Annotated in this window: 15 protein-coding genes and 1 tRNA gene; 13 read left to right on the top strand and 3 right to left on the bottom strand. The window is 70.7% G+C overall.

Annotation, left to right across the window (positions count from 1 at the left end; translation table 11 throughout):
• The first annotated feature begins 340 nt into the window (after positions 1 to 340).
• From ABD466_RS06130 to ABD466_RS06095, 7 genes are all read left to right on the top strand, one after another.
• The gene (locus ABD466_RS06130; protein WP_344655942.1) at positions 341 to 1030 is read left to right on the top strand and encodes a hypothetical protein; all 690 of its coding nucleotides are present in this window, start codon (positions 341 to 343) and stop codon (positions 1028 to 1030) included.
• Positions 1031 to 1194: 164 nt separating this feature from the next.
• Positions 1195 to 1956 carry a YcnI family copper-binding membrane protein gene (locus ABD466_RS06125; protein WP_344655941.1) on the top strand — a complete coding sequence of 254 codons (762 nt, stop codon included), beginning with the start codon at positions 1195 to 1197 and terminating at the stop codon, positions 1954 to 1956.
• Between the two features lie 27 nt (positions 1957 to 1983).
• Positions 1984 to 2634 carry an SCO family protein gene (locus ABD466_RS06120; protein WP_344655940.1) on the top strand — a complete coding sequence of 217 codons (651 nt, stop codon included), beginning with the start codon at positions 1984 to 1986 and terminating at the stop codon, positions 2632 to 2634.
• On the top strand, positions 2631 to 3119 hold the full coding sequence (locus ABD466_RS06115; RefSeq protein WP_344655939.1) for a copper chaperone PCu(A)C: 489 nt from the start codon (positions 2631 to 2633) through the stop codon (positions 3117 to 3119). Before ABD466_RS06120 ends, ABD466_RS06115 begins: the two co-directional genes overlap by 4 nt.
• A 1-nt stretch (position 3120) precedes the next feature.
• Positions 3121 to 5007, top strand: a complete 1887-nt coding sequence (locus ABD466_RS06110; protein ID WP_344655938.1) for a copper resistance CopC/CopD family protein — start codon at positions 3121 to 3123, stop codon at positions 5005 to 5007.
• 11 nt (positions 5008 to 5018) lie between these two features.
• Positions 5019 to 7835, top strand: a complete 2817-nt coding sequence (locus ABD466_RS06105) for a Dyp-type peroxidase (protein ID WP_344655937.1) — start codon at positions 5019 to 5021, stop codon at positions 7833 to 7835.
• 1316 nt (positions 7836 to 9151) lie between these two features.
• Positions 9152 to 9667, top strand: coding sequence for a VOC family protein (locus tag ABD466_RS06095; RefSeq protein ID WP_344655935.1), 516 nt, complete (start codon positions 9152 to 9154; stop codon positions 9665 to 9667).
• A 27-nt stretch (positions 9668 to 9694) separates the two neighbouring features.
• Here the strand turns inward: ABD466_RS06095 and ABD466_RS06090 are convergent, their stop codons facing one another.
• Positions 9695 to 10009: a DMT family transporter gene (locus ABD466_RS06090; protein WP_344655934.1), complete on the bottom strand. Its 315-nt coding sequence runs from the start codon at positions 10007 to 10009 to the stop codon at positions 9695 to 9697.
• Positions 10010 to 10153: 144 nt separating this feature from the next.
• On the opposite strand from ABD466_RS06090, the gene cmk reads away from it, so the two are divergent.
• From cmk to ABD466_RS06070, 4 genes are all read left to right on the top strand, one after another.
• The gene (cmk, locus tag ABD466_RS06085; protein WP_344655933.1) at positions 10154 to 10882 is read left to right on the top strand and encodes a (d)CMP kinase; all 729 of its coding nucleotides are present in this window, start codon (positions 10154 to 10156) and stop codon (positions 10880 to 10882) included.
• The gene (locus tag ABD466_RS06080; protein WP_344655932.1) at positions 10879 to 11628 is read left to right on the top strand and encodes a lysophospholipid acyltransferase family protein; all 750 of its coding nucleotides are present in this window, start codon (positions 10879 to 10881) and stop codon (positions 11626 to 11628) included. Before cmk ends, ABD466_RS06080 begins: the two co-directional genes overlap by 4 nt.
• Positions 11629 to 11712: 84 nt before the next feature.
• Positions 11713 to 13170, top strand: a complete 1458-nt coding sequence (gene der / locus ABD466_RS06075) for a ribosome biogenesis GTPase Der (protein ID WP_344655931.1) — start codon at positions 11713 to 11715, stop codon at positions 13168 to 13170.
• 90 nt (positions 13171 to 13260) lie between these two features.
• Positions 13261 to 13334, top strand: a tRNA-Pro gene (locus tag ABD466_RS06070).
• 599 nt (positions 13335 to 13933) lie between these two features.
• Here ABD466_RS06070 and ABD466_RS06065 read toward each other — a convergent pair.
• Positions 13934 to 14113: a hypothetical protein gene (locus ABD466_RS06065; protein WP_344655930.1), complete on the bottom strand. Its 180-nt coding sequence runs from the start codon at positions 14111 to 14113 to the stop codon at positions 13934 to 13936.
• Between the two features lie 281 nt (positions 14114 to 14394).
• Positions 14395 to 17145, bottom strand: a complete 2751-nt coding sequence (locus ABD466_RS06060) for a hypothetical protein (RefSeq protein ID WP_344655929.1) — start codon at positions 17143 to 17145, stop codon at positions 14395 to 14397.
• A gap of 327 nt (positions 17146 to 17472) precedes the next feature.
• Here ABD466_RS06060 and ABD466_RS06055 point away from each other — a divergent pair, with 327 nt between their 5' ends.
• Both ABD466_RS06055 and ABD466_RS06050 read left to right on the top strand, forming a co-directional pair.
• A complete protein-coding gene (locus tag ABD466_RS06055) occupies positions 17473 to 18471 on the top strand; it encodes a LacI family DNA-binding transcriptional regulator (RefSeq protein WP_344655953.1) in 999 nt (332 codons plus the stop codon).
• Between the two features lie 106 nt (positions 18472 to 18577).
• Positions 18578 to 21541, top strand: coding sequence for a glycoside hydrolase family 2 TIM barrel-domain containing protein (locus tag ABD466_RS06050; RefSeq protein ID WP_425558556.1), 2964 nt, complete (start codon positions 18578 to 18580; stop codon positions 21539 to 21541).
• Positions 21542 to 21604: the final 63 nt, after the last annotated feature.

Here is a 21604-nt window from a genome sequence, read left to right as displayed (position 1 = left end):
CTTCCCCGAGCGAGGCCCCCGCTGGAAGCGCCGCCGGAGGCGCCGTTGACCTTGACCGTCCAGGTGGATCCATCACCACCTCACGAGACCAGCAACACCCCGAGACCACCACTCCCGAGGCGGGGTTGCCCACCTCACCGACCGGCAGCCGAAGAAGCCCCAGGCGAGCCGGGATCGTGAACACCACAACCGCCAGCCGAGCCACCCACCCAGCAGCCCGGACCCCGCACCATCACCACCCTGGCCGAAGGTCGTAATAATGCATTTCAGCCCACCAACCAACCGCGGGGTACCCCCACCGTTCCCCCCGCCCCCTCCCCCTGGCACCATGTGTGATGCCATGCCTGCCACCGCCAACGCCGCCGCTGCCGCCGAAGCACCGACCCTGCGCGAAGCCCGCGCCGGGGTCTTCGCGGCCCTCTGCGTACTGGTGGCGGCACTCGGTCACGACTCCTTCTCGGCGAGCACCATCCCGCTGTGGGCGCTGTTCGTCGGCGGCTTGTCGGTCTTCCTGCTCGCCCAGCTGTTCACCCGCCGCGAGCGCGGCCTGCCGACCATCCTGCTGCTGATGGGCGGCGTCCAGTTCGGCCTGCACAACCTCTTCGGCCTCGCCCAGCGTCTGGCCGCGGACTCGACGCCGATGCCGATGGCGATGGGGCCGCGCGGCGCCTGGTGGTGCGGGCACGACGAGCCCAGCGGGGTCACCCAGGCCATGCTGCACGCCGCCGGGATGCCGCCCTCGCAGCACACGATGACCGCCGGTATGTGGGCGTCGCACATCGTTGCCGCGGTGGTCGCCGCCTGGTGGCTGCGCCGCGGTGAGGCTGCCGTGTGGGCGCTGGGCCGCGCGCTGGCGCTGGCGCTGATCACGCCGTTGATCCTGCTGGCGGCCGTCCTGACGCCGTGGACGCCGCCGCGTCGCGTGGCCCCGGTCGTCGGCAGCGTGCCGGACCGCCTCGGGCCCGGGCGCTTCCTGCGCTTCACCCTCGCCCGGCGCGGGCCGCCGGTGACGGCTGCCGCAGCCGTCTGACACGCACGCACGCACACACTGCACCTGCACCTCACCTCTCCGGGGAGGAGATCCGCCTGGCGGATCCGCCTCCGCCCGGCTCCGTGCTGCGTTCCGGACCGATGCGGACACCGACCGTCATCGATCTGTCACGCCGGGCGCGTGACCTCAATCCTGGAATGGGCATGACCACCAAGCTGACCTCCGGCACCCGCCGGACCGCCGTCCTGCTGGCGACCGCCGCCGTCTCGCTCGTCGCCGCGGCCGCCGTGGCCTCGGCGCACGTGACCGTGAACCCGAACACGGCGCAGCAGGGCTCCTACACGAAGGTGTCCTTCCGCGTGCCGAACGAGGAGAAGGACCAGTCCACCACGTCGGTCGAGGTCGACCTGCCGGCCGACCACCCGATCGCCTCGGTGTCGGTGAAGCCGGTGCCGGGCTGGACCGCGACCGCCACCACCAGCACCCTGGCCACGCCGATCAAGACCGACGATGGCGACGTCACCCAGGCGGTCACCAAGATCGTCTGGACCGGCGGCAAGATCGACCCGGGCCAGTTCCAGGAGTTCGACGTCTCGATGGGGCCGCTGCCCAAGGACACCGACCAGCTGGTGTTCAAGGCGCTGCAGACCTACTCCGACGGGAACGTCGTGCGCTGGATCGACGTGCCGCAGGCCGGGCAGGAGGCCGACCACCCGGCGCCAGTGCTGCACCTGACGGCGGCCGGGGCGGCCGCGGCCGGCGGGACGAGCGCCGCGAACGGCGCGGCGACGCCCTCGGCCTCGTCGTCCCCGTCGGTGGCCCTGTCGGCGTCCTCGGACTCCGGCAAGAAGAACGACGGCGACACCGCCGCCCGCGCCCTCGGCATCGCCGGCCTCGGCGTCGGCGTGCTGGGCTTCGGCACGGCGATCGTGGCCCTGCGCCGCAAGAACACCGCCGGCTCCTGACCGGCTGATCCTCGGAGAAAGAGAACCATGATGCTGCGATCCCTCCGGATCGCGCGCCTCGTCCCGGCGGCTGCGGCCGCCGGGGCGCTGGCCGTGCTCACCGCGTCCTGCGCCAGCCCGTCCCAGGAGGCCGCCTCGGTCTCCGGCATCTCCCAGCCGCAGTCCAAGTACAAGGGCACCGAGCTGGGCATCCCGACCCCGATCCCGCCGGTGACGCTGACCGACACCGACGGCAAGGCGTACGACCTGAAGGCGCACGCCGCCGGCAAGGTGACGCTGGTCTACTTCGGTTACACGCACTGCCCCGACGAGTGCCCGACCGCGATGGCCGACGTGGCCGCGGCGCTGCGCCTGACCCCGGCCGACAAGCGCGCGAAGGTGCAGGTGGTGTTCGTCACCACCGATCCCGAGCGCGACACCGGTCCGGTGATCAAGGACTGGCTGGGCAAGTTCGACCCCTCGTTCGTCGGGCTCACCGGCACGGTCGACCAGGTCGACAACGCCGCGAAGCTGGCCGCGACGCCGGTCGAGCCGCCCAAGAAGAAAGCCGACGGCTCGGTCGAGGTGGACCACGGCACCCAGATCAACGCCTTCGGCCCGGACGGCGTGGCACACGTGGTGTGGCTGGCCGGCGTCACCCCGAAGGACATCGCCCACGACATCGCGCTGCTGACATGAGGCCGGCCCTGAAGGCCGGCGCGGTGGCCGCCCCGCTGGCGGTCCTCGCGGCCGGCGCGGGCCTGCTGCTGTGGTCCGGCGGCGACGCCGCGGCCGGCACCGCGAAACTCGCGGTGCGCGACGCCTACGTCCGCGAACCGGCCAACCCGTCCGAGGCCGCGGCGTACTTCACCATCGGCAACACCGGACGCGCCGAGGACACCCTCACCGAGGTCACCGCCTCGACCGGCCGCGCGTCCATGCACACCACGAACGGTCCGAAGATGGTGGCGCTGTCCGCGGCGCCGATCCCGGCCCGCGGCAGCCTGGACTTCAGTCCGGGCGCCGACCACGTGATGATCGACGACCCCGGCCCGCTGCGGCCGGGGACGACGGTGCGGCTGACCTTCCGGTTCGCGACGTCGGCGCCGATCACGGTGGACGCCCCGGTGATCGGCATCGGCGCGCCGGCGCCGGGCGCCCACGACGACGAAGGCGGGTCCTGAGGTGAGCGGAAGAGGTACAGCTGCGGCCGGCACGGGGACGGTCGGCGCCGGGGCCGCCGTCACGACGGTCGCCACCACGGCCGCCTTCACGGCCGCCGGCGCGACGGCCCCCACCCCACCACCCCGCGCTACCAGGCACCCCACCTCCCTGCGCCGCCGCCCCACCTCCCTGCGCCGCCGCCCCACCTCCCTGCGCCACCGCCTCGTCGCCCTCCTCACCGCGGCCCTGTGCCTCTGGGCCGTGGCGGCGGCACCCTCCGCCTCGGCCCACGCCACCGTCGTCTCGACCGACCCGGCCGACGGCGCGCTCCTCGCGACCGCGCCGGCCCGGGTCACCGTCACCTACAGCGAGGCCGTCGAACTCCAGCTCGGCGCGCTGCGCGTGTTCGCCCCCGACGGCTCGCAGGTCGAGGCCGGCTCGGCCGAGCACCTGAACGGCAAGCCGGAGACCGCATCCGTGCCGCTGAAGGGCAACCTGAAGAACGGCACCTACGTCGTCTCCTGGCGGGTCATCTCAGCGGACTCCCATCCCGTGCGGGGCGCGTGGACCTTCTCCATCGGCACCCCGTCCGCCCCGAACTCCGGCGGCGCCGAGGCCGCGCCGGGCGGCGACCGCACCGTCGGCGTCGCGTTCGGCGTCGCCCGCTGGCTGGCCTATGTCGGCTTCGCCGTCATGGGCGGCGGCGCGTTCCTGCTCATCGCCTTCGCGCCGAAACTCGCCGGGGACGTCCGGCTGCGGCGGCTGATCGGCGGCGGCTGGTTCGTCCTGCTGCTGGGGACGGTGGCCGCGCTGCTGTTGCAGGGCGCGTACGCCGGCGGCTTCGGCTTCGGCCGGGTGTTCGACGTCGACGTGCTGCGCGCGACCCTGCACACCCGCCTCGGCCGCGCGCTGGCGTGGCGGCTGATCCTGCTCGGCGCGGTCGGCGTGCTCGTGTCGTGGATCGCGACCCGCCTGACCGAGGCGGTGGTCCGGACCCGGCAGGTGGTCGGCGCCGCCGCCGCGGCGCTCGCCGTGGCGCTGGCCGTGACCTGGTCGATCGCCGACCACTCCGGCACCGGCTCGCAGGTCGCGCTGGCGCTGCCGGCCGACGTGCTGCACCTGCTCGCGATGGCGACCTGGGTCGGCGGGCTCACCGCGCTGACCGTCGCCGTCCTCGGCGGGACCGGTGAGCTGGAGCCCGACGAGCGCCTCACCGTGGTCCGCCGGTTCTCCACGACGGCCTTCGTCGCGGTCTGCGTCCTGGCGACCACCGGCGTCTACCAGGGCTGGCGGCAGGTCCGGCACTGGGACGCGCTGTTCGACACCGACTACGGCCGTCTGCTGATCATCAAGTCCAGCTGCTTCCTGGTGCTGATCGCCCTGGGTTACCTGGCCCGCCGCATCCTGGCCGCACCGCGTTCGGAGGAAGGTCAGCCGCCGGACCTGGCGCGGTTGCGGCGCTCGGTCGCGGCCGAGTTCGGGCTGGCGCTCGTGGTGCTGGCGGTGACCGCGCTGCTGGTGGAGTCGCAGCCGGCGGCGAGCAGCGCGGCGAAGACCGCGAGCAAGCCGGTCAGCCTGTCCTCCCCGTTCGACACCGGCTCGGCGAACGGGTCCGGCACGGTCAACGTCACCCTCGACCCGGCCCGGGTCGGCCAGGACCAGCTGCACATCTACGTCCTGGACAAGAACGGCGTGCAGGAGTCGGTACCCGAGGTCACCGCCTCGCTGGCCCTGCCGGCGCAACAGCTCGGCCCGCTGCCGGTGAAGCTCGACCTCGCCGGCCCGGGCCACTACACCAGCGCTGACGCGGTGCTGCCGGTGGCCGGGAAGTGGCAGGTGCTGGTGACCGTCCGGACCACCGACATCGACCAGGCCACGGTCATCCTGAACGTCGACGTGAGCAAGTAAGCGAGAACCCTGTGATCCTCCGCACCACCGTCCGGCGCCTGGCCGCCGTGGCCGCCCTCGCCTTCGCGGTCCTCGGCGGCCCGGCCGCCGGGGCGGCGTCCGCCCACACCGTCGGCGGCTCCGGCGCCTCGAACTACGTCACCACCATCGGCCCGCTCACCCCGGCGGCGCCCGGCCTGACCTTGAAGGTCGTCGAGAACGGCTCCAAGCTCCAGGTCGAGAACCACTCAGGCGCGGACGTGGTGGTGGACGGCTATGTCGGCGAGCCGTATGTGAAGGTCGGGCCGGACGGCGCGTTCACCAACACGAACTCCCCCGCGACCTACCTGAACAACGACCGCTGGGCCAAGTCGCCGGTCCCGGCAGGCGTGGATCCGAACGCGGCGCCGGTGTGGAAGAAGGTGTCCGACACCCCGGTGTGGCGCTGGCACGACCACCGCATCCACTGGATGTCCACGACACCCCCGCCCGCGGTGAAGTCCGCGCCGGACAAGCCGCACGCCATCAGCACGTGGCGCATCACGCTGCACCGCGACGGGCAGACCATCACCGCCGACGGCAGACTCGCCTGGCAGCCGGGCCCCTCGAAGGCACTGCGGGTGACCGGCGTGATCCTCGCGGCGGCGGTGACGCTGTGGCTGTGCCTGCGCGGCTGGACGCTGTGGGTCGCGCTCGGCCTGGTCGCGGCGGACGTGCTGCACTCGGCCGGCGTGGCGGCCGACATCGCCGACGGGCCGGTGGCCGCGTTCTTCAAGGGCAACGTGGTGCAGCTGGCAACGTGGGCCGGAGCCCTGTGGGCCGTGTGGCTGCTGGCCAGACGGAAGGAGTCGATCGGCGCGCTCTGGCTGGCCGCCGGAGCCGGGCTGCTGATCGCTGCGGTCAGCGGGGTGCCCGACCTCAGCGTCCTGTGGAGCTCGACGGCGCCGTTCGCGTGGGGGGTCACGCTGGCGCAGGTGCTGGTGCTGGTCATCACCGGAGTGGGGTTCGGGATGGCGGTCGCGCTGCCGGTGCGGCTGCGGCTGACGCGTTTCCGCCACGAACCGGCTTCCGCGGCGGCCGAAGCACCAGTCTCCTCAGCGGCCGAAGCAGTCGAAACGATCGCAAATGCCCAGGAAGCTGAAGGAGCGGGGAAGCTTGAGCAAGAGCCGAGCCCCGGCCCCTCCCGCCGCTCCTTCCTCGCCACCGGCACCACCAGCATCGGAGGCGTCGCGGCCGGCGCGGCGGCCTCCGCCCTGCTGCTCGACGACCGCCGCCAGTCCTCGGCCCCCGCCGGCGACCTGGTCGCGGGCCTCGGCACCGCCACGGTCGCCGTCCCCCTGCCGCACCAGGCGGGCATCTCCGTCCCGGCACGTCAGCAGGGCCACGGCACCGTCGCCGCCTTCGACCTCGTCGACGGCGCCACCCGCGAGCAGCTCAAAGCGCTGATGAAGGCGTGGACCGCGGTGATCGCCGACCTGACCGCCGGGCGCGCGCCGTCCGCCGCCACCGGCACCGGCACCGGCACCGGCACCGACGACGCCATCGCCTTGGGCAGTGGACCGTGTTCTCTGACGGTCACCGTCGGCTTCGGCCCCTCCCTGTTCGGCAAGGCCGGTCTCGACCCCGCCGCGCGCCCGCCGCAGCTCGCGCCGCTCCCCGTCTTCGGCACCGAGCAGCTCGACGCCGCTCGCAGCGACGGCGACCTGGGCGTCGTCCTCGCCGCCGACGACGCGCTCGTCGTCTTCCACGCCCTGCGCACCCTGACCCGGATCGCGGACGGGACGGCGAAGCCGCGCTGGACGATGTCCGGCTTCACGCGCGCGCCGGGGTCGTCCCCCGACCCGGCGTCGACCGGCCGCAACCTCATGGGGCAGCTCGACGGCACCAACAACCCCACGCCGGCCCAGCCGGACTTCGACCGCAAGGTCTTCGTGCCAGGCGACGCCGACACGGTCTGGATGCGCGGCGGCTCCTACCTGGTCTTCCGCCGGATCAGGATGCTGCTGGACTCCTGGGAGGCGCAGAGCACCGCCGAGCAGGAGAAGGTCATCGGCCGCCGCAAGGACTCCGGCGCGCCGCTGCACGGCGGCACCGAGCACACGAAGGTGAACCTCGCCGCGCAGAACCCGGACGGCACGCTGGCCATCCGCGGGGACGCGCACATCCGGCTGGCCGCCCCGGAGACCAACGGCGGCGCGGCCATGCTGCGGCGCGGGATGAGCTACAACGACGGCCTGACCGGCGACGGCAAGCCCGACGCCGGGCTGCTGTTCCTGGCCTGGCAGGCCGATCCGGCGTCCGGGTTCATCCCGGTGCAGCAGCGGCTGACCAAGAACATGGACGCGTTGAACCGGTTCACCAAGCACGAGACCAGCGCGTTGTTCGCGATGGTCCCGGCGGCCACCGGCGGCGGCTACCTCGGGCAGGCGCTGCTGGAGCCGGGTGCGGCGTCGGGTGCCTCGGGCGCCTCGGGCGCCTCGGCCTCGTCGACGCCGGCGGCCGCGCTGCCCACCGACGTCGGCAGCGGCGGCAGCGGCCGCGCGGTCCTCGGCCCCGACGGCGTGCAGCGCATCACGGTCACCGCCGACGACTCGCTGCGCTACCACCCGTCGGTGATCGAGATGGCGCCCGGGACCATCGAGGTGACGTTCAAGAACGCCGGCACACTCCCGCACACGCTGTCCGAAGACGGGCCGCCCCTCCCCGGCGAGCCGGTGGCGGGAGTCCCGCAACTGGCCGGGGGCGACCAGACCACGATGAGCCTGAAGCTGACGCAGCCCGGCGACTACCCGTTCCAGTGCGGGTATCACGCGGCGGAGGGGATGTACGCGGTCATCAGGGTGCGATGAGGCGTCAGGGGCACTGGAACTTGAGGTCCCCCGAGCTCGACGTGTCGGTGCCCGGCGCCAGGACCTCGGGGTTGGTGATCCGGAACTTGGCGGTCACCGTCCCGCTCCCGTGCAGGTTCAGCTTCCAGTCCAGGTGCACCGTCGGCGAGGCGGCGCTGATGACCTGGGAGCCGGGCACGGTCTGCGTCTGGTTGTTCTTGGCCGGGATCTCCCACTCGTAGTGGACGGTGCCGGAGCCGCCGTTGGTGGTGAACTCGGCCACCATGTCCACGGTGGAGTTGCAGATCCCGGCGGGCTGCACCGGGTTCTGGTTGTGCACGGAGATGCCGGTGATCTTCACCGCGGTGGTGGGCTTCTTGTCGCGCATCTTCAGGCCGACCACGGTCGCGGCGCCGACCACCGCGGCGACCAGGACCAGGCCGACGAAGGCGCGGGTGAGGCGCCGTGGGAGCGGGTCCTTCAGGTCCTTCTTCGTCCACTGCGGGGGGCGCGGCTGCTGCGGGCCCGGTCCGTATCCCGGTCCGTGCCCGGTCGTGCCGAGGTCGACGGAGGGACGCCAGGGAAGTCGGATCGTAGCCATGTCGTTCTGTGAGCCAAGGAGTTGGATGATCCTTTTGTCTTCCTAAGACCGCTTGGCCTCCGACTTCGCCGGCGACGGCGTTCCCGCCCAGAGCGCCGGGCCGCCCGCCCGACCCGGCCATCCCGCCAGGTGCACCCGGCCCGCCCACACTTCCCACGCCGCCCACGCCCATCGCGGCCGCGCCCATCGCGCCGGGCGCGCCGGCCACGTTCGGGGCCGACACCGGCGTGCTGCCCAGCAGCAGCGCCTCGGTCCGCCCGGCGCTGTCGGCGGCCGGCACCTGCGCGGTGATCAGCCAGATCCGCCCGGCGTCCTCCACCAGGTCCACCACCGGCAGCGTGCCGGGCAGCATCCCGGCGCGCGCCGCGACCACCCGCTCGATGAGCCGGTCCACGGCGCCCGCCGGCTTCAGCAGCGCGGCCTCGAACCGCAGCACCCCGAGCGTGCCGCCGTCGGCGCCGGTGGCCGAGTACCACACGCCGTTCGGGCTCCGCAGCAGCTCCGCGCCGAGTTTCAAACCCATGCCCGGAAGTCCGGCCTCGCTCAACGCACTCCCCCAGATTTTCCGTCTGTCGTGCGTCCGGCGGCCGCCCGAATCCACGGCCCCGACGCTTCTCCCCTACCCCCACCCGTCTGCGGCGACGCCAGCCTGCGGCCCGCAGATCGGCCACGCTTGCGGCAGTGTAGAGCGTCGCGGACCATGGAGGCGTCCCTCCTCCAGAAAGCAGCCCGCGCCATGCCCGTGACCCGCCTGAACCACGCCGTGCTGTTCGTCCGGGAGCTGCCGCGCAGCCTGGCGTTCTACCGCGACCTGCTGGGCTTCGAGGTGCTGATGGAGGCGCCGAGCGCGGCGTTCCTGCGGGCGCCGGGCTCGACCAACGACCACGACCTGGGGCTGTTCGCGATCGGCGCGGGCGCCGGGTCGTCGGAGGCCGGGCGGTCCCGGGTGGGGCTGTACCACCTGGCGTGGGAGGTGGACACGCTGGCCGAGCTGCGGCGGTTCGCCGAGCTGCTGAAGGAGCACGGGGCGCTGGTCGGCGCCAGCGACCACGGCACCACCAAGGCGCTGTACGCGCACGACCCGGACGGCCTGGAGTTCGAGATGTCGTGGCTGGTCCCGGCGGACCGGGTCGCGGACGCGCGGCTGCCCGAGGGCGAGGTGACGCTTCCGCTGGACCTGACGCGGGAGATCGAGCGGTACGGCGCCGAGACCCGGGGCGGGGTCGGGATCTCGCACGTCATCGTGCCCTGAGCCGGCCTCGGGGCCGGGCTGCGGATCTCAGTGCAGGACCTTGAGACCTACGACACACCCGACGATCCCGGCGAGCAGCAGCAGCCTGGCCGGCGACACCGCCTCACCGTCGAAGACCATGCCGTAGGCGACGGTCAGCACCGCGCCGATGCCCACCCATACGGCGTAGCCGGTGCCGACCGGCAGCGTGCGCAGGGCGTAGGCGAGGCCGGCCATGCTCAGCAGCAACCCGAGGACGAAGACCGCGGTCGGGCCGAAGCGGTGGAACCCGTCGGACCTGCCGAGTGCGGTGGCCCACACCGCTTCCATGCACCCGGAGACCACCAGGACGACCCAAGCCACCGCGCACCTCGTCTTTCATCGGATCATCCATCCAAGCAACCTCCGGCCCCGGGGTCCAATACGGGGCCGCCGCCCCGGCCGCACCCGATAGTCTTGAGGGGCCGCCGGTCCGCGTTCCCGATCATCATGCTTGGAGTCCACCGCATGTCCCTGCCCAGCCCGCACGCCCTGTCCCGGATAGTCGTCGCAATCGACGGCCCGTCGGGGTCGGGCAAGTCGAGCGTGTCGCGCGGGGTCGCGGCCCGGCTCGGACTGCGTTACCTGGACACCGGCGCGCAGTACCGGGCGGTGACGTACTGGATGCTGCAGAACAAGGTCGACCTGGCCGACCCCGGGGCGATCGCGGCCGACGCCGGCGTGCCGGCCATCACCTCCGGCACCGACCCGGCCGCCCCGGCGATCACGGTGGACGGCGAGGACGTGGCGGCCGCGATCCGCGAGGCCGACGTCACCGGCGCGGTCAGCGCCGTGGCCGCGGTGCCCGAGGTACGGGCCCGGCTGATCGCGCTGCAGCGGGAGATCATCGGCGCCGGCGGGATCGTGGTCGAGGGCCGCGACATCGCCTCGGTGGTGGCCCCGGACGCCGCGGCCAAGATCTTCCTGACCGCCAGCGAGGAGGCCCGCGCGCACCGCCGCAACACCGAGAACGGCGGCGGGACCGGGACCGTGGCGGCCACCCGCGAGGCGCTGACCCGGCGCGACTCCGTCGACAGCCGCACCAACGCGCTGGCGGCGGCGCCGGGCGCGGCGGTGGTCGACGCCACCGAACTGACACTGGAGCAGGTGATCGACACGGTCGCCGGCATCGTCATCCACGCGGCCGAGGGCGCAGCGCCGGACGCCGACTCCCAGGGGGTGGGACTCACCAGATGAAGGTTCTCCGCGAGCTTCCGCACCGGCCGAACGTCCCGTGGCGGGGGCGGCAGAACGGGGCGTACCCGCACGGCGTGATGGTCAACGGCACACCCAGCGCCCGCGGCGCCCGGCGCGCCCACCGCATCGGCGTCCCGCTGATGCACTCGCTGTGGCACGTCACCCAGCACGGCACCGCGAACTTCCCGGCCGACGGACCGGTTCTGCTGGCGGTGAACCACACCAGCTTCCTGGACGGCCCCCTGATCGCCGGGGTGGCGCCCCGGCCGGTGCACTTCCTGGTCAAGAAGGAGATCTTCGTCGGCCCGCTGGGACCGCTCCTGGAGCGCGGCTTCGGCCAGATCCCGGTCGACCGGGCCCACCCGGACCGCACCGCGATCCAGTCGGCCCTGGCCGCCCTCCGCTCCGGCGGCGTCCTCGGCGTGTTCCCGGAGGGCACCCGCACCACCGGCGAGTTCGAGTCGGTCCACAACGGCCTGGCCTACTTCGCGGTGGCCACCGGAGCGCCGGTCCTGCCGGTGGCCTGCCTCGGAACCGCCGCACGAGGCCGCACGGTCGGCGCCCTGCCGACCCCGCGGACCCACCTGGACCTCGTCTACGGAACACCGGTGAGCCTGGCGGAGTTGTCCCAGGGGTCCGAGAGCCTGGGCCGCCGCCAGAAGATCGCCGCGATCAGCGAGGAACTGCGGGTCCGCCTGGCGGCACACGTACAGCACGCCAGACAGCTCACCGGGCGCGACAATTAGAACAGCTCGATCCAGCACCCGACGCGGCCGGCCCACCAGCCCGCCGCGCACGGCGCTTTCCACGGAGAACATGAGGACCCCCTGATGCAGCCCGAGACCGAGGACTACATTCCCGGTGACGCCGGCGAGGAGTACTTCGACGAGGACTTCGACTACCAGGCCTACGCCGAGGGCCTGGACGCCGAGGACTGGTCGCGCGCCGACGGCGAGAGGGTCCGCCTGCCGGTCCTGGCCGTCGTCGGGCGCCCCAACGTCGGCAAGTCCACCCTGGTGAACCGCATCCTGGGCCGCCGCGAAGCGGTGGTGCAGGACGTCCCCGGCGTCACCCGCGACCGCGTGTCGTACGACGCGCACTGGAACGGCCGCCGCTTCACCCTGGTCGACACCGGCGGCTGGGAACGCGACGTCGAGGGCATGGCCAAGGCCGTCGCCTTCCAGGCCGAAGCCGCCATCAACGCCTCCGACGCGGTCCTGTTCGTCGTCGACGCCACCGTCGGCATCACCGACACCGACGAAGCCGTGGTCCGCGTCCTGCGCCGAGCGAACAAACCAGTGGTCCTGGCCGCGAACAAAGTGGACGACCAGCGCACCGAGGCCGAAGCGGCCACCCTCTGGAACCTGGGCCTGGGCGAACCCCACGCCGTCTCGGCCCTCCACGGCCGCGGCTCCGGCGACCTCCTCGACGCCATCCTGGACGTCCTCCCCGAAACCCCCGAACTCCGCTTCGGCGAGCCCGTGGGCGGCCCCCGCCGCGTAGCCCTGGTCGGCAAACCCAACGTCGGCAAGAGCTCCCTCCTGAACAAACTGGCCGGCGAGGAACGCGTCGTCGTCGACCCCACAGCAGGCACCACCCGCGACCCCGTCGACGAACTGATCGACCTGGGCGGCAAAACCTGGCGCTTCGTCGACACAGCAGGCATCCGCCGCCGCGTCCACCAAACCTACGGAGCCGACTTCTACGCCTCCCTCCGCACCCAAGCCGCGATCGAGAAAGCCGAAGTAGCAGTCGTCCTCGTAGACGCCAGCGACACCCTCACCGAGCAGGACCTCCGCATCATCAGCATGGTCGCCGAAGCCGGCCGCGCCCTGGTGATCGCCTACAACAAGTGGGACCTCATGGACGAGGAACGCCGCTTCTACCTCGAACGCGAAATCGAACGCGACCTGGTCCAAGTCCGCTGGGCCCCCCGCGTCAACCTCGCAGCCAGAACAGGCCGCCACGTCGACAAACTGGTCCCCGCCCTGGAGCAAGCCCTAGAAGGCTGGGAAACCCGCATCCCCACCGCCAAACTCAACGCCTTCCTAGGCACCCTGGTCTCCGAACACCCCCACCCCCTCCGCGGCGGCAAACAACCCCGCATCCTCTTCGGCACCCAGGCCTCCACCAGACCCCCCCGCTTCGTCCTCTTCGCCTCCGGCTTCCTCGAAAGCGGCTACCGCCGCTTCATCGAACGCCGCCTCCGCGAAGAGTTCGGCTTCACCGGCTCCCCGATCCAGATCTCAGTCAAAGTCCGCCAAAAGAACCGCGACCGGAAGAAATAAGACGCCACACCCCCACCCCGGACCCAACCGATGTGATTCCAAGGCCCCGGGTGCGGTATGGTCTTCCTGCCCGCCGATACGGCGGGCAGGCGGGCTGTAGCGCAGCTTGGTAGCGCACTTGACTGGGGGTCAAGGGGTCGCAGGTTCAAATCCTGTCAGCCCGACCGCGAAACCGCAGGTCAAAGACCTGGCTCCGACACAGGAGCCAGGTCTTTCCGCTTCATATCCGCAGGACGTAAGCAGTCGAACTGTTCGCCCTGACACGCGTGGAGACGGGCTGAATGCATCGCACGCGGACTTATTCGCCTTTCGAGGCCAAGGGGCCACAGGTTCAAACCAGATCTGCGATCCCAGAAAACGCGCAGGTCAGCCTTTCGAAATCATCGCCAGTCGCGAGCATCCGATGCCTGCAGAATCCCGCTGACGCCCAGTCAGATTTGAACCTGCCAGCGCTTGATCACTGGCGAACCTTTTGCAGCCGTGCGCAGACGTCACCATCGCGACTGGAGCGCGGCATGGATCTGCTCGGCAGCGACCGCGGCGTCCCAAGCCGTCAGCGAGGTCCCTCGAGCTCGCCGACACCGACCTGGCGCTTACCGGACGTATCGCATGATCACGAGCTTGGCCTGCACCGGACCGGTCGAAATGACCCCTTACCAGTCCGGATGCAGGCGAACGGCGACCAGCCAGCTACTGCGCGGCGGCGACCGCCGGCAACCAGGCAGCCGCCGCCTTGCCGCGTGGCCCGAACACGAACTGACGATCACGAAGCCTCGACTCGGAACGAGTCGACCAGCAGGTAGGCGCCACCGGACTCGGTCAGCTTGATCGTGTGCTGCTGTGCCAGGAAGCCAGCCGGGCCGATCTGGTACAGGACTTGCTGCGCGGACCGCGCCGGGGTGTAGGCGTCGACCGTGCCGCGCGAGACGCCGTCCACCGGCACCGCGACCGTGTCCTCATCGGAGTTTGCCTCGGTCCCTTACGTCACACCGGTTCCGGTGAAGGTGACCTCACCGTGTCGCCGTTGATCGTCGTGACGTGCACGTCATCGCCGAGCCGGCGGAAGACGCTGGAGAGCCAGGAGCCGAGGTGGCTGATCACCTGGTCGTCGTCATCGAAGCCCGGGTTCGGCGGTGCGCGTTTCCGGCCCGATGGCCGCGGTGATCGACTGCGCCGCGGCCAGTCAGGGCACGCGGACGAGGGCCGTCCGCGTGCCGTTGAAGGTTAGGGAGCCAGAGTCAGCGCCGGCATCATGTCGGCGTTCGCGTTGGTGAGCCCTGCGGGGCTGGTGGCCCCTTCCGAGCTGACGAAGCGCAGTTCGTGGTCGGTGCCGCCGGCGTTGCAGACGGCGAGCAGGAGCGAGGTCTGCCCGGCTGCGTAGGCGTTCTGGACGAACGTGGTGACGTCGACGGTGATCACGCGACCGTCGATCGGGTTGTTCTGGTGGCTTCCGCCGCCCTCGGGGACGATGGTCGACCCGAGGGCGAAGGTCGCCGACCTCGCGACAGAGGTGTTCGTGGCGGTGAAACTCGGTCGGTTGACCCAGGTCATGATGCTGATCGGGCAGGAGGTGCTGCCGGTGGTGCAGACGGTGTCGCTGACGGGCTGCGCGAGCAGTTGGTCGGTGTCAGTCGACGGAACTGTTGAATAGCGGTGGCCGAGGTAGGTGAGTTGGAGTGTCGCCTTGCTCGGTGCGTGGATCAGACCATTGAGGGGGAACTGGATGTAGGAGAGTTTTCCGTCTCCGGATCCGGTGGTGTACTGCTCGCCCATCAGGCCGGCGCCGGTGTTGCGGGTGATCAAGGTCAGGTCCGAGGAGTTGTTTGTGGTCTGGTCTCCGACCCAGGCCCCGACCCATGTGTCGCCGTTGGTGGCGGCGCCGAACTTGACGGCCTGGGTCTGACCGGTCGCGTCTGTGTAGGTGGTGGTCAGCTTGCTGATTCCGGACGTCGTCAGCGGGAACTGGCTGGTGTACTCAACGAGCTGGCCCGCGACGTGGAGGTTGTTCAGCGTCGCGTTCGTGACTCCGGTCATCGTGTTGCTCGGCGTCTGCTTCGAGAACCACACGTTGTCGAGGTCGACGGTGGGAATGGGGGTCTTGGTGTACGTGTAGGTGTTACCCGACCCGTCTGGGTTGGGGGCGAATCCCCAGTTCGCTTGCTGGTCGGCGGTGACGGTCTGCGCGGTTCCGTCGCCGCCGTAGATCCAGATCGACGTTCCCGTCGGGAACCGGGATGTGTCTATGGAGCTGTTCTTCACCACGACGCTCTGGACACGTGGGTACGTGTTGGGGGTCTTCATCACGTAGAGGCCGCCTACCTTGGCCGAGACTGAGTTGAAGTTGATGAACGTGTAATCGGTGAGCTGGTATCCGTTGGTCTGCCAGCCGAGCCGGATCGCGTTGCCGGCGTTGACAGACCAGTTCAGCGTGTTGCTCACCGAGACGCTCTTCGAGTCCTCGACGTCCCAGTGGTTGCTGTCGAACCCGAGTTGCCCGGCAACGGCGTTGTAGGCGCCGACCGCGTTGACGTAGCCCTGGATGTTGGCGCTGGAAGTGCCCAGTTGGAAGTTGTTCCACACGCCGGTGGACAGCGGCGTGAATCCGTTGCTGCTGTCGTAGTGGCCGGAGGCGAACGCGTCGTCGTTGCCGAGGGTGAAGACGTGGTCGGCGGTGATGTTCTGGCCGCTTGCGAAGTCAGTCCCGTCGATCCACGGCTGGGCGTACGGGGTGAGTGCCTTGATGTTGTTGTACGTGATGGTGTTGGCCGTGTGGGTTTCCCAGTTCCACTGCTTCGAGTTGCGCTCGTAGGTGTCATTGAAGGTGATGTCCGAGGAGTGCATGACCATGACGCCGCCCTGGTGCTGGCTGTCGGAGGCGTCGTGCAGGTCACCGCTGCTGTGGGCGTTGTAGTTGGCCACGCCGTTGCCGTCGAACATGCCGCGTCCGTCGATCTCGATGTTGCTTGAGTTGACGATGGCGATCTCCGGCTCGAAGGCCTCCATGTACGCTTGGACGCGGTTGTCGAGCAGTGCACCCTCGTCGGTGTAGATCTTCAGCTTGCCACCGGTGAGCTTGCCGCCGTCCACACCGTTGACCAGCAGCCCGGACCAGAGATACGTGCCGTTCGGGAAGTAGAGCGTGTTGAGCTGCGTGGGGTTGTTCTCGATGGCTTTGATGGCGGCCTGCAGAGCGAAGGTGTCGTCGTTGGCGGCCATTGTGCGCTCGTTCGGGTATCGCACGTTGACACTGCTCGGGCTCACCAGCATCCCGGCCGAGGTCTTCTGACCGGCGGGTATGGCGGTGCCGTCTATGGTCTGACCAGCCACGGAGCTGGTCGTCGCGGCCGGCGCCGTCTGAGCGGCGCTGTTCGGGTGCACCGTGAGATACTTCGCGGCGAATTCCTGGAAGTTGACAACGCCGGTCTGCGTGTTGACGCCGGAACCGTCCGGGGCGTCAGTGGTGTCCGGGTGCTGCGACGGGTCCTCCAGCGGGTCGTTGACGACCGCCAGGTAGGGCTGTCCGGCGGCGTTGGTCGAGTCGCCGTTGACCATCACGATCGCTTCGTTCAGCGCCGCGGCGGCTGACATAGTGAAGGTCAGCGTGTGCTTGTCCGAGCTCACCGAGACGCTGCCGGAGGGGTAGTAGCGCGCCGGATAGACGTTCACCGTATTGATCGTCGTACTGGGCAGCGTGACCGTGATCGTCGGCGTTCGCGAGCTCGACGCGAACCGCGCCACGTCGAAGTTGTGACCGTTCTGGGTGTACTGCACGGCGCCTACGGACACACCGGCCACTTGCACCTGGTACTTGGTGGAGGCCACGTCAGGAGAAGTCGTCACGCCGCCCCCGACTCCGGTCGGTGCGTAGGTGTGAACTGTGACCGAGGTTGTGGCATGCGCGGAGACCGCGGTGCCGAGGCTGAGACCCGCTGCCGCGATGGCGGTACCGGCGGCCGCCGCGATGATGCGGTTCACTCGCGGGACGCCGCGCGCTCGGGCGGCGCGGTGTGACGTCGGGTGCTGTTTCGCGCGATGTGCCATGAAGACCCCATCTCATTGATCGATCCATGCGATCGGCGTGGCGGGGATGTTAGCGCCGCGTTTCCGAAACCGTCAACGGCGTGTTCGCCATATGAAGCTCCCACCAGGAACGATGCGCTCCACATCCGCCGGTCGGGCCGTGCAACCGTAACGGATGGGTCACGACACCCCCGCGAAGGCTTGTCCGCCGACGAGATATCGCCCTACGCTGACGCCACTTTCGTGGATCGATAAACGTTTCAAGGAGCGCTCGTGGTGACGATGGCGGAGGTGGCCGCTCGGGCGGGAGTCACCAAGCAGACTGTCTCCAATGTGGTGTCGGGCAAGAAGGTCCGGCCGGAGACCCTGGCGAAGGTGAACGCGGCGATCGCCGAACTCGGCTACAAGCCGAACCTCGTAGCGCGCTCACTACGCACTGGCAGCACGTCGACGGTCGGACTGTTCGTGCCGCACGTGGCCAACCCCTTCTATTCAGAGGTGGTCGAGGAGGTGGAGAACGTCCTGGTCCGCCACGGCTATAACCTGTTGCTGGCCACGACGCGCGACGATCCCGACTACACCCGGGTCCATCTGGAGAACCTGGCCGCACGCTCGGTGGACGCGCTGCTGGTCGCCGGGGACAAGGGCGTCGGCCGGCAGCTGCCGATGCTGGCACAGACCAGTTTCCCGGTGGCGCTGTTCGCCTGGGAAGGAGATCCGCCGGCCACGCTTCCGGTGGTGTCCATCGACTACGAGCACGCCGGTTACCTGGCCGGGCGGCACCTGCGGGATCTCGGCCACCGGAACGTCGCGGTGATCGCCGACCTTCCCCCGCATGCGCTGCGCGTCGCCGGGCTGCGCCGGGCGTTCGCCGCCGACGGGCTGGCCATCGACGACAGCAAGGTGTTCGCCCGCACCAGCGACGATGCCGCCGGCGGATACGCCGCCGCCTGCGCCGCGCTGGAGGCCGACCCGGAACTGACAGCGATTTTCGCCACCCACGACATCCTGGCCGTCGGTGCCGTGGAGGCGGTGACCCGGTCCGGGCGGCGAGTCCCCGAGGACGTCAGCGTCGTCGGCTTCGACGACATCGCCCAGGTCGGCCGGATCGAACCGCCGCTGACCACCGTGGCCTTCCCGAAGCGGGAGATGGCCCAGAACGCCGTCGAACTGCTGCTGCGCGCCGTCGAATCCGGGAAGCCGCCGACCAACGCCCTGTCGCTGCTGCGCCCGACCTTGATCGTGCGGGACAGCAGCGCCCCGCCCCGCACCACCGCGTAGCACCGACACCCGCTCTCCGGCACAACAGCTTCAGGGATCACCAGCGCAGTCCCGCCATGCCGCGTTTCCCGCCACGGCGACGAGTTCCGACAGAAAGCACCTGATGATGAAAGACCTTGGCCCTCATGGCTACGTCGAAGACCGGTCGCCGGGTTCCGGACGGCTGCGGCCGCGCGCCGCGTTCGTCTCCGACCTGCCCGCGATCGCGCTCGACGGAAACTGGCGGTTCCGGCTGGCATCAGGACTGGACGACCTCACCGGTGACTTCGCCGCGCCGGACTTCGACGACTCCGCGTGGGATCTGCTCGCTGTGCCGTCCTGCTGGCAGATGGCGGGCCTGCCTGGTGAGCCGCGCTACGGCGCCCCGGCCTATACCAACATCCTGTATCCGTTCCCGGTCGATCCGCCGCGGGTGCCCCGGCAGAACCCGACCGGCGAGTACCGCCGCGTGTTCGAGGTCCCGGACGGGTTCCCGGCTGCGGACGCGGTGCTCCGGTTCGAGGGCGTCGACTCGGCGTTCGCGGTGTGGCTCAACGGGATCCGGCTCGGCGACGGCAAGGGCAGCCGGCTGACCACCGAATTCGACGTCTGCGACGTGCTGCGGCCGGGCCGGAACGTGCTCGCGGTCCGGGTGCACCAGTGGTCGTCCGGCAGCTACCTGGAAGACCAGGACATGTGGTGGCTGTCCGGGATCTTCCGGTCGGTGTCCGTCGCCGCTTGCGGTGTCCGGGACTTCTTCGTCCACGCCGCCTACGACCACACCACGGGCCAGGGCACGCTGGCCGTCGACGTCACCGCCCCGACACCGGTGTCCCTGTCGGTGCCCGAGCTTGGGATATCCGGCGCGGATCCGGCCGGTCCGCATGTGATCGACGGCGTCGAGCCCTGGTCGGACGAGAAGCCGCGCCTGTACTCGGGAGAACTGGTTTCCGAAGCGGGGGAACGGATCCCGCTGCGCATCGGCTTCCGGACCGTGGCCGTCGTGGACGGCGTCCTGACCGTCAACGGCCGGCCGATATCCCTACGGGGCGTCAACCGCCACGAATGGCATCCCTTGACGGGCCGGACTCTGGCCGAGGACGTCATGCTGGCCGACGTGGTGCTGATGAAGCAGCACAACATCAACGCGGTGCGCACCAGCCACTATCCGCCGGACCGCCGTTTCCTGGACCTGTGCGACGAGCACGGGCTGTGGGTGTTCTGCGAAGGCGACCTGGAGACGCACGGCTTCGAACCCGGCGGCTGGCGGCACAACCCGAGCGACGATCCCGCGTGGCGCGAGGCCATTCTGGACCGGACCGAGCGCCTGGTGGAGCGGGACAAGAACCACCCGTCGGTCATCGTCTGGTCGCTGGGCAACGAGTCCGGTACCGGAGCGAACCTGGCCGCCGCGGCCGTGTGGATCCGGGACCGTGACCGCAGCCGTCTGATTCACTACGAAGGCGACTACCGGAGCTGCGCCTACGTCGACCTGTACTCCCAGATGTACATCGGCCTGGACGCGTTGGCCGCCGTGGGGCGCGGCCAGGAACCGCCGACCGCCGATCCGGCCGACGACGCCCATCGCCGCGCCCTGCCGGCCGTGCTGTGCGAGTACGGACACGCCATGGGCACCGGCCCGGGCGGACTGTCGGAGTACCAGCAGATCATCGAGGCCCATCCGCGCCTGGCGGGAGGGTTCATCTGGGAGTGGATCGACCACGGGATCGCAAGGCTTTCCGGGCGTGCGGAGTCCGAGTTCTTCTATGCCTATGGCGGCGACTTCGGCGAGGAGGTCCACGACGGCAACTTCGTCGCCGACGGGCTGCTCTTCCCCGACCGCACACCCTCCCCGGGCCTCATCGAGTTCAAGAAGGTCATCGAGCCGGTCCGCATCCACATCGATCCAACGGCACGGCAGATCAGCGTCCACAATCTGCACCACGTCCGCGACACCTCCTACCTGGCCTTCCAATGGAGTGTCGAGGACGGCGGCGAGGCGGTCGGCTCCGGCGGCCTGACCGTGCCGGCGACCGCACCCGGCGAGCGGACGGCCGTCGGGTGGCCCGCCGACCTGACCGCCGCGCTCGACGCGGCGCGTAAGGAAGGCTCGGGCCAGGAGGTGTGGCTGACCTTGACCGCGGTGCTCGCCGCCGATGAGACCTGGGCCTCGGCCGGGCACGAGATCGCCTGGTCGCAGGGCCTGGTCGCCGCGTCTGCGGCGCCTGCCGCCTTCACGCGGGCCCCGGCCATCACCCGGGACCGGGACATCGCCGTCGGGCGCTCGCGGTTCGACGCCCGCAGCGGCCAGCTGATCCGGCTCGGCGACCTGGACCTCGACGGGCCGAGGCTGGACGTCTGGCGGGCCCCGATCGACAACGACCTGCTCAACGCCTTCGGCGAGCCGCAGGTCAGCGCCTGGCTCGCCGCCGGGCTGCACCGGATGCGCCACGACGTCCTCGGCGTCGAGCCGGACGCTTCCGGGGTCACGGTCACCGCACGGCTCGCCGCCGCCGGCTCCTCGTCCGGCCTCGACGTGGTCTACCGCTGGAGCGCCGGCGTGGGACCGGAGGCCGGCCGGAACCGGCTGCGCCTGGAGACCACCGTCACTCCTGACGGCGCCTGGCCGGCGCCACTGCCGCGACTGGGGATCTCGCTGTCGCTGCCCGGCGACGACGCCGACGTCGAATGGTTCGGGCTCGGTCCCGGCGAGGCGTACCGGGACGCCCGGGCCGGGGCCCGGGTGGGCCGCCACCGGTCGACCGTCACAGCGATGCAGACCCCTTATGTCCGCCCGCAGGAGAACGGCAACCGCCACCTCGTCCGCCACGCCCGGATCACGACCCCGGACGGCAGCCTGTGCATCACCGGCGACCCGGTCATCGACCTGACCGTGCGCCCCTGGAGCACCGCGGCCCTGACCGCCGCCGCTCACCCGTACGAGCTGGTCCGCGACGGCCGGCTCCATCTGCACCTGGACCACGCACACCACGGTCTGGGCAGCGCGGCCTGCGGCCCGGGCCCGTCGGCACCCCACGTTCTGGCCGCGGTTCCGACCGTCTTCAGCGTGGAGTTCAGCACCAGCCGGTAGGCGGGCCTTGCCCGCCCGCCCACCGGCCCTTTCAGTCCAGCAAGGTCCGTTCCATCACGAAGG

It is taken from the genome of Catenulispora subtropica (assembly GCF_039531675.1).
Taxonomy (GTDB): Bacteria; Actinomycetota; Actinomycetes; order Streptomycetales; family Catenulisporaceae; genus Catenulispora; species Catenulispora subtropica.
Note: the sequence above shows the minus strand (reverse complement) of the source record. Positions and strands in the feature narration are given on the sequence as shown.

Coding starts and splice junctions, on each gene's coding strand:
- ABD466_RS06130 (WP_344655942.1), top strand. CDS start 341: ATGCCTGCCACCGCCAACGCCGCCGCTGCCGCCGAAGCACCGACCCTG.
- ABD466_RS06125 (WP_344655941.1), top strand. CDS start 1,195: ATGACCACCAAGCTGACCTCCGGCACCCGCCGGACCGCCGTCCTGCTG.
- ABD466_RS06120 (WP_344655940.1), top strand. CDS start 1,984: ATGATGCTGCGATCCCTCCGGATCGCGCGCCTCGTCCCGGCGGCTGCG.
- ABD466_RS06115 (WP_344655939.1), top strand. CDS start 2,631: ATGAGGCCGGCCCTGAAGGCCGGCGCGGTGGCCGCCCCGCTGGCGGTC.
- ABD466_RS06095 (WP_344655935.1), top strand. CDS start 9,152: ATGCCCGTGACCCGCCTGAACCACGCCGTGCTGTTCGTCCGGGAGCTG.
- cmk (WP_344655933.1), top strand. CDS start 10,154: ATGTCCCTGCCCAGCCCGCACGCCCTGTCCCGGATAGTCGTCGCAATC.
- ABD466_RS06080 (WP_344655932.1), top strand. CDS start 10,879: ATGAAGGTTCTCCGCGAGCTTCCGCACCGGCCGAACGTCCCGTGGCGG.
- der (WP_344655931.1), top strand. CDS start 11,713: ATGCAGCCCGAGACCGAGGACTACATTCCCGGTGACGCCGGCGAGGAG.
- ABD466_RS06055 (WP_344655953.1), top strand. CDS start 17,473: ATGGCGGAGGTGGCCGCTCGGGCGGGAGTCACCAAGCAGACTGTCTCC.
- ABD466_RS06050 (WP_425558556.1), top strand. CDS start 18,578: ATGAAAGACCTTGGCCCTCATGGCTACGTCGAAGACCGGTCGCCGGGT.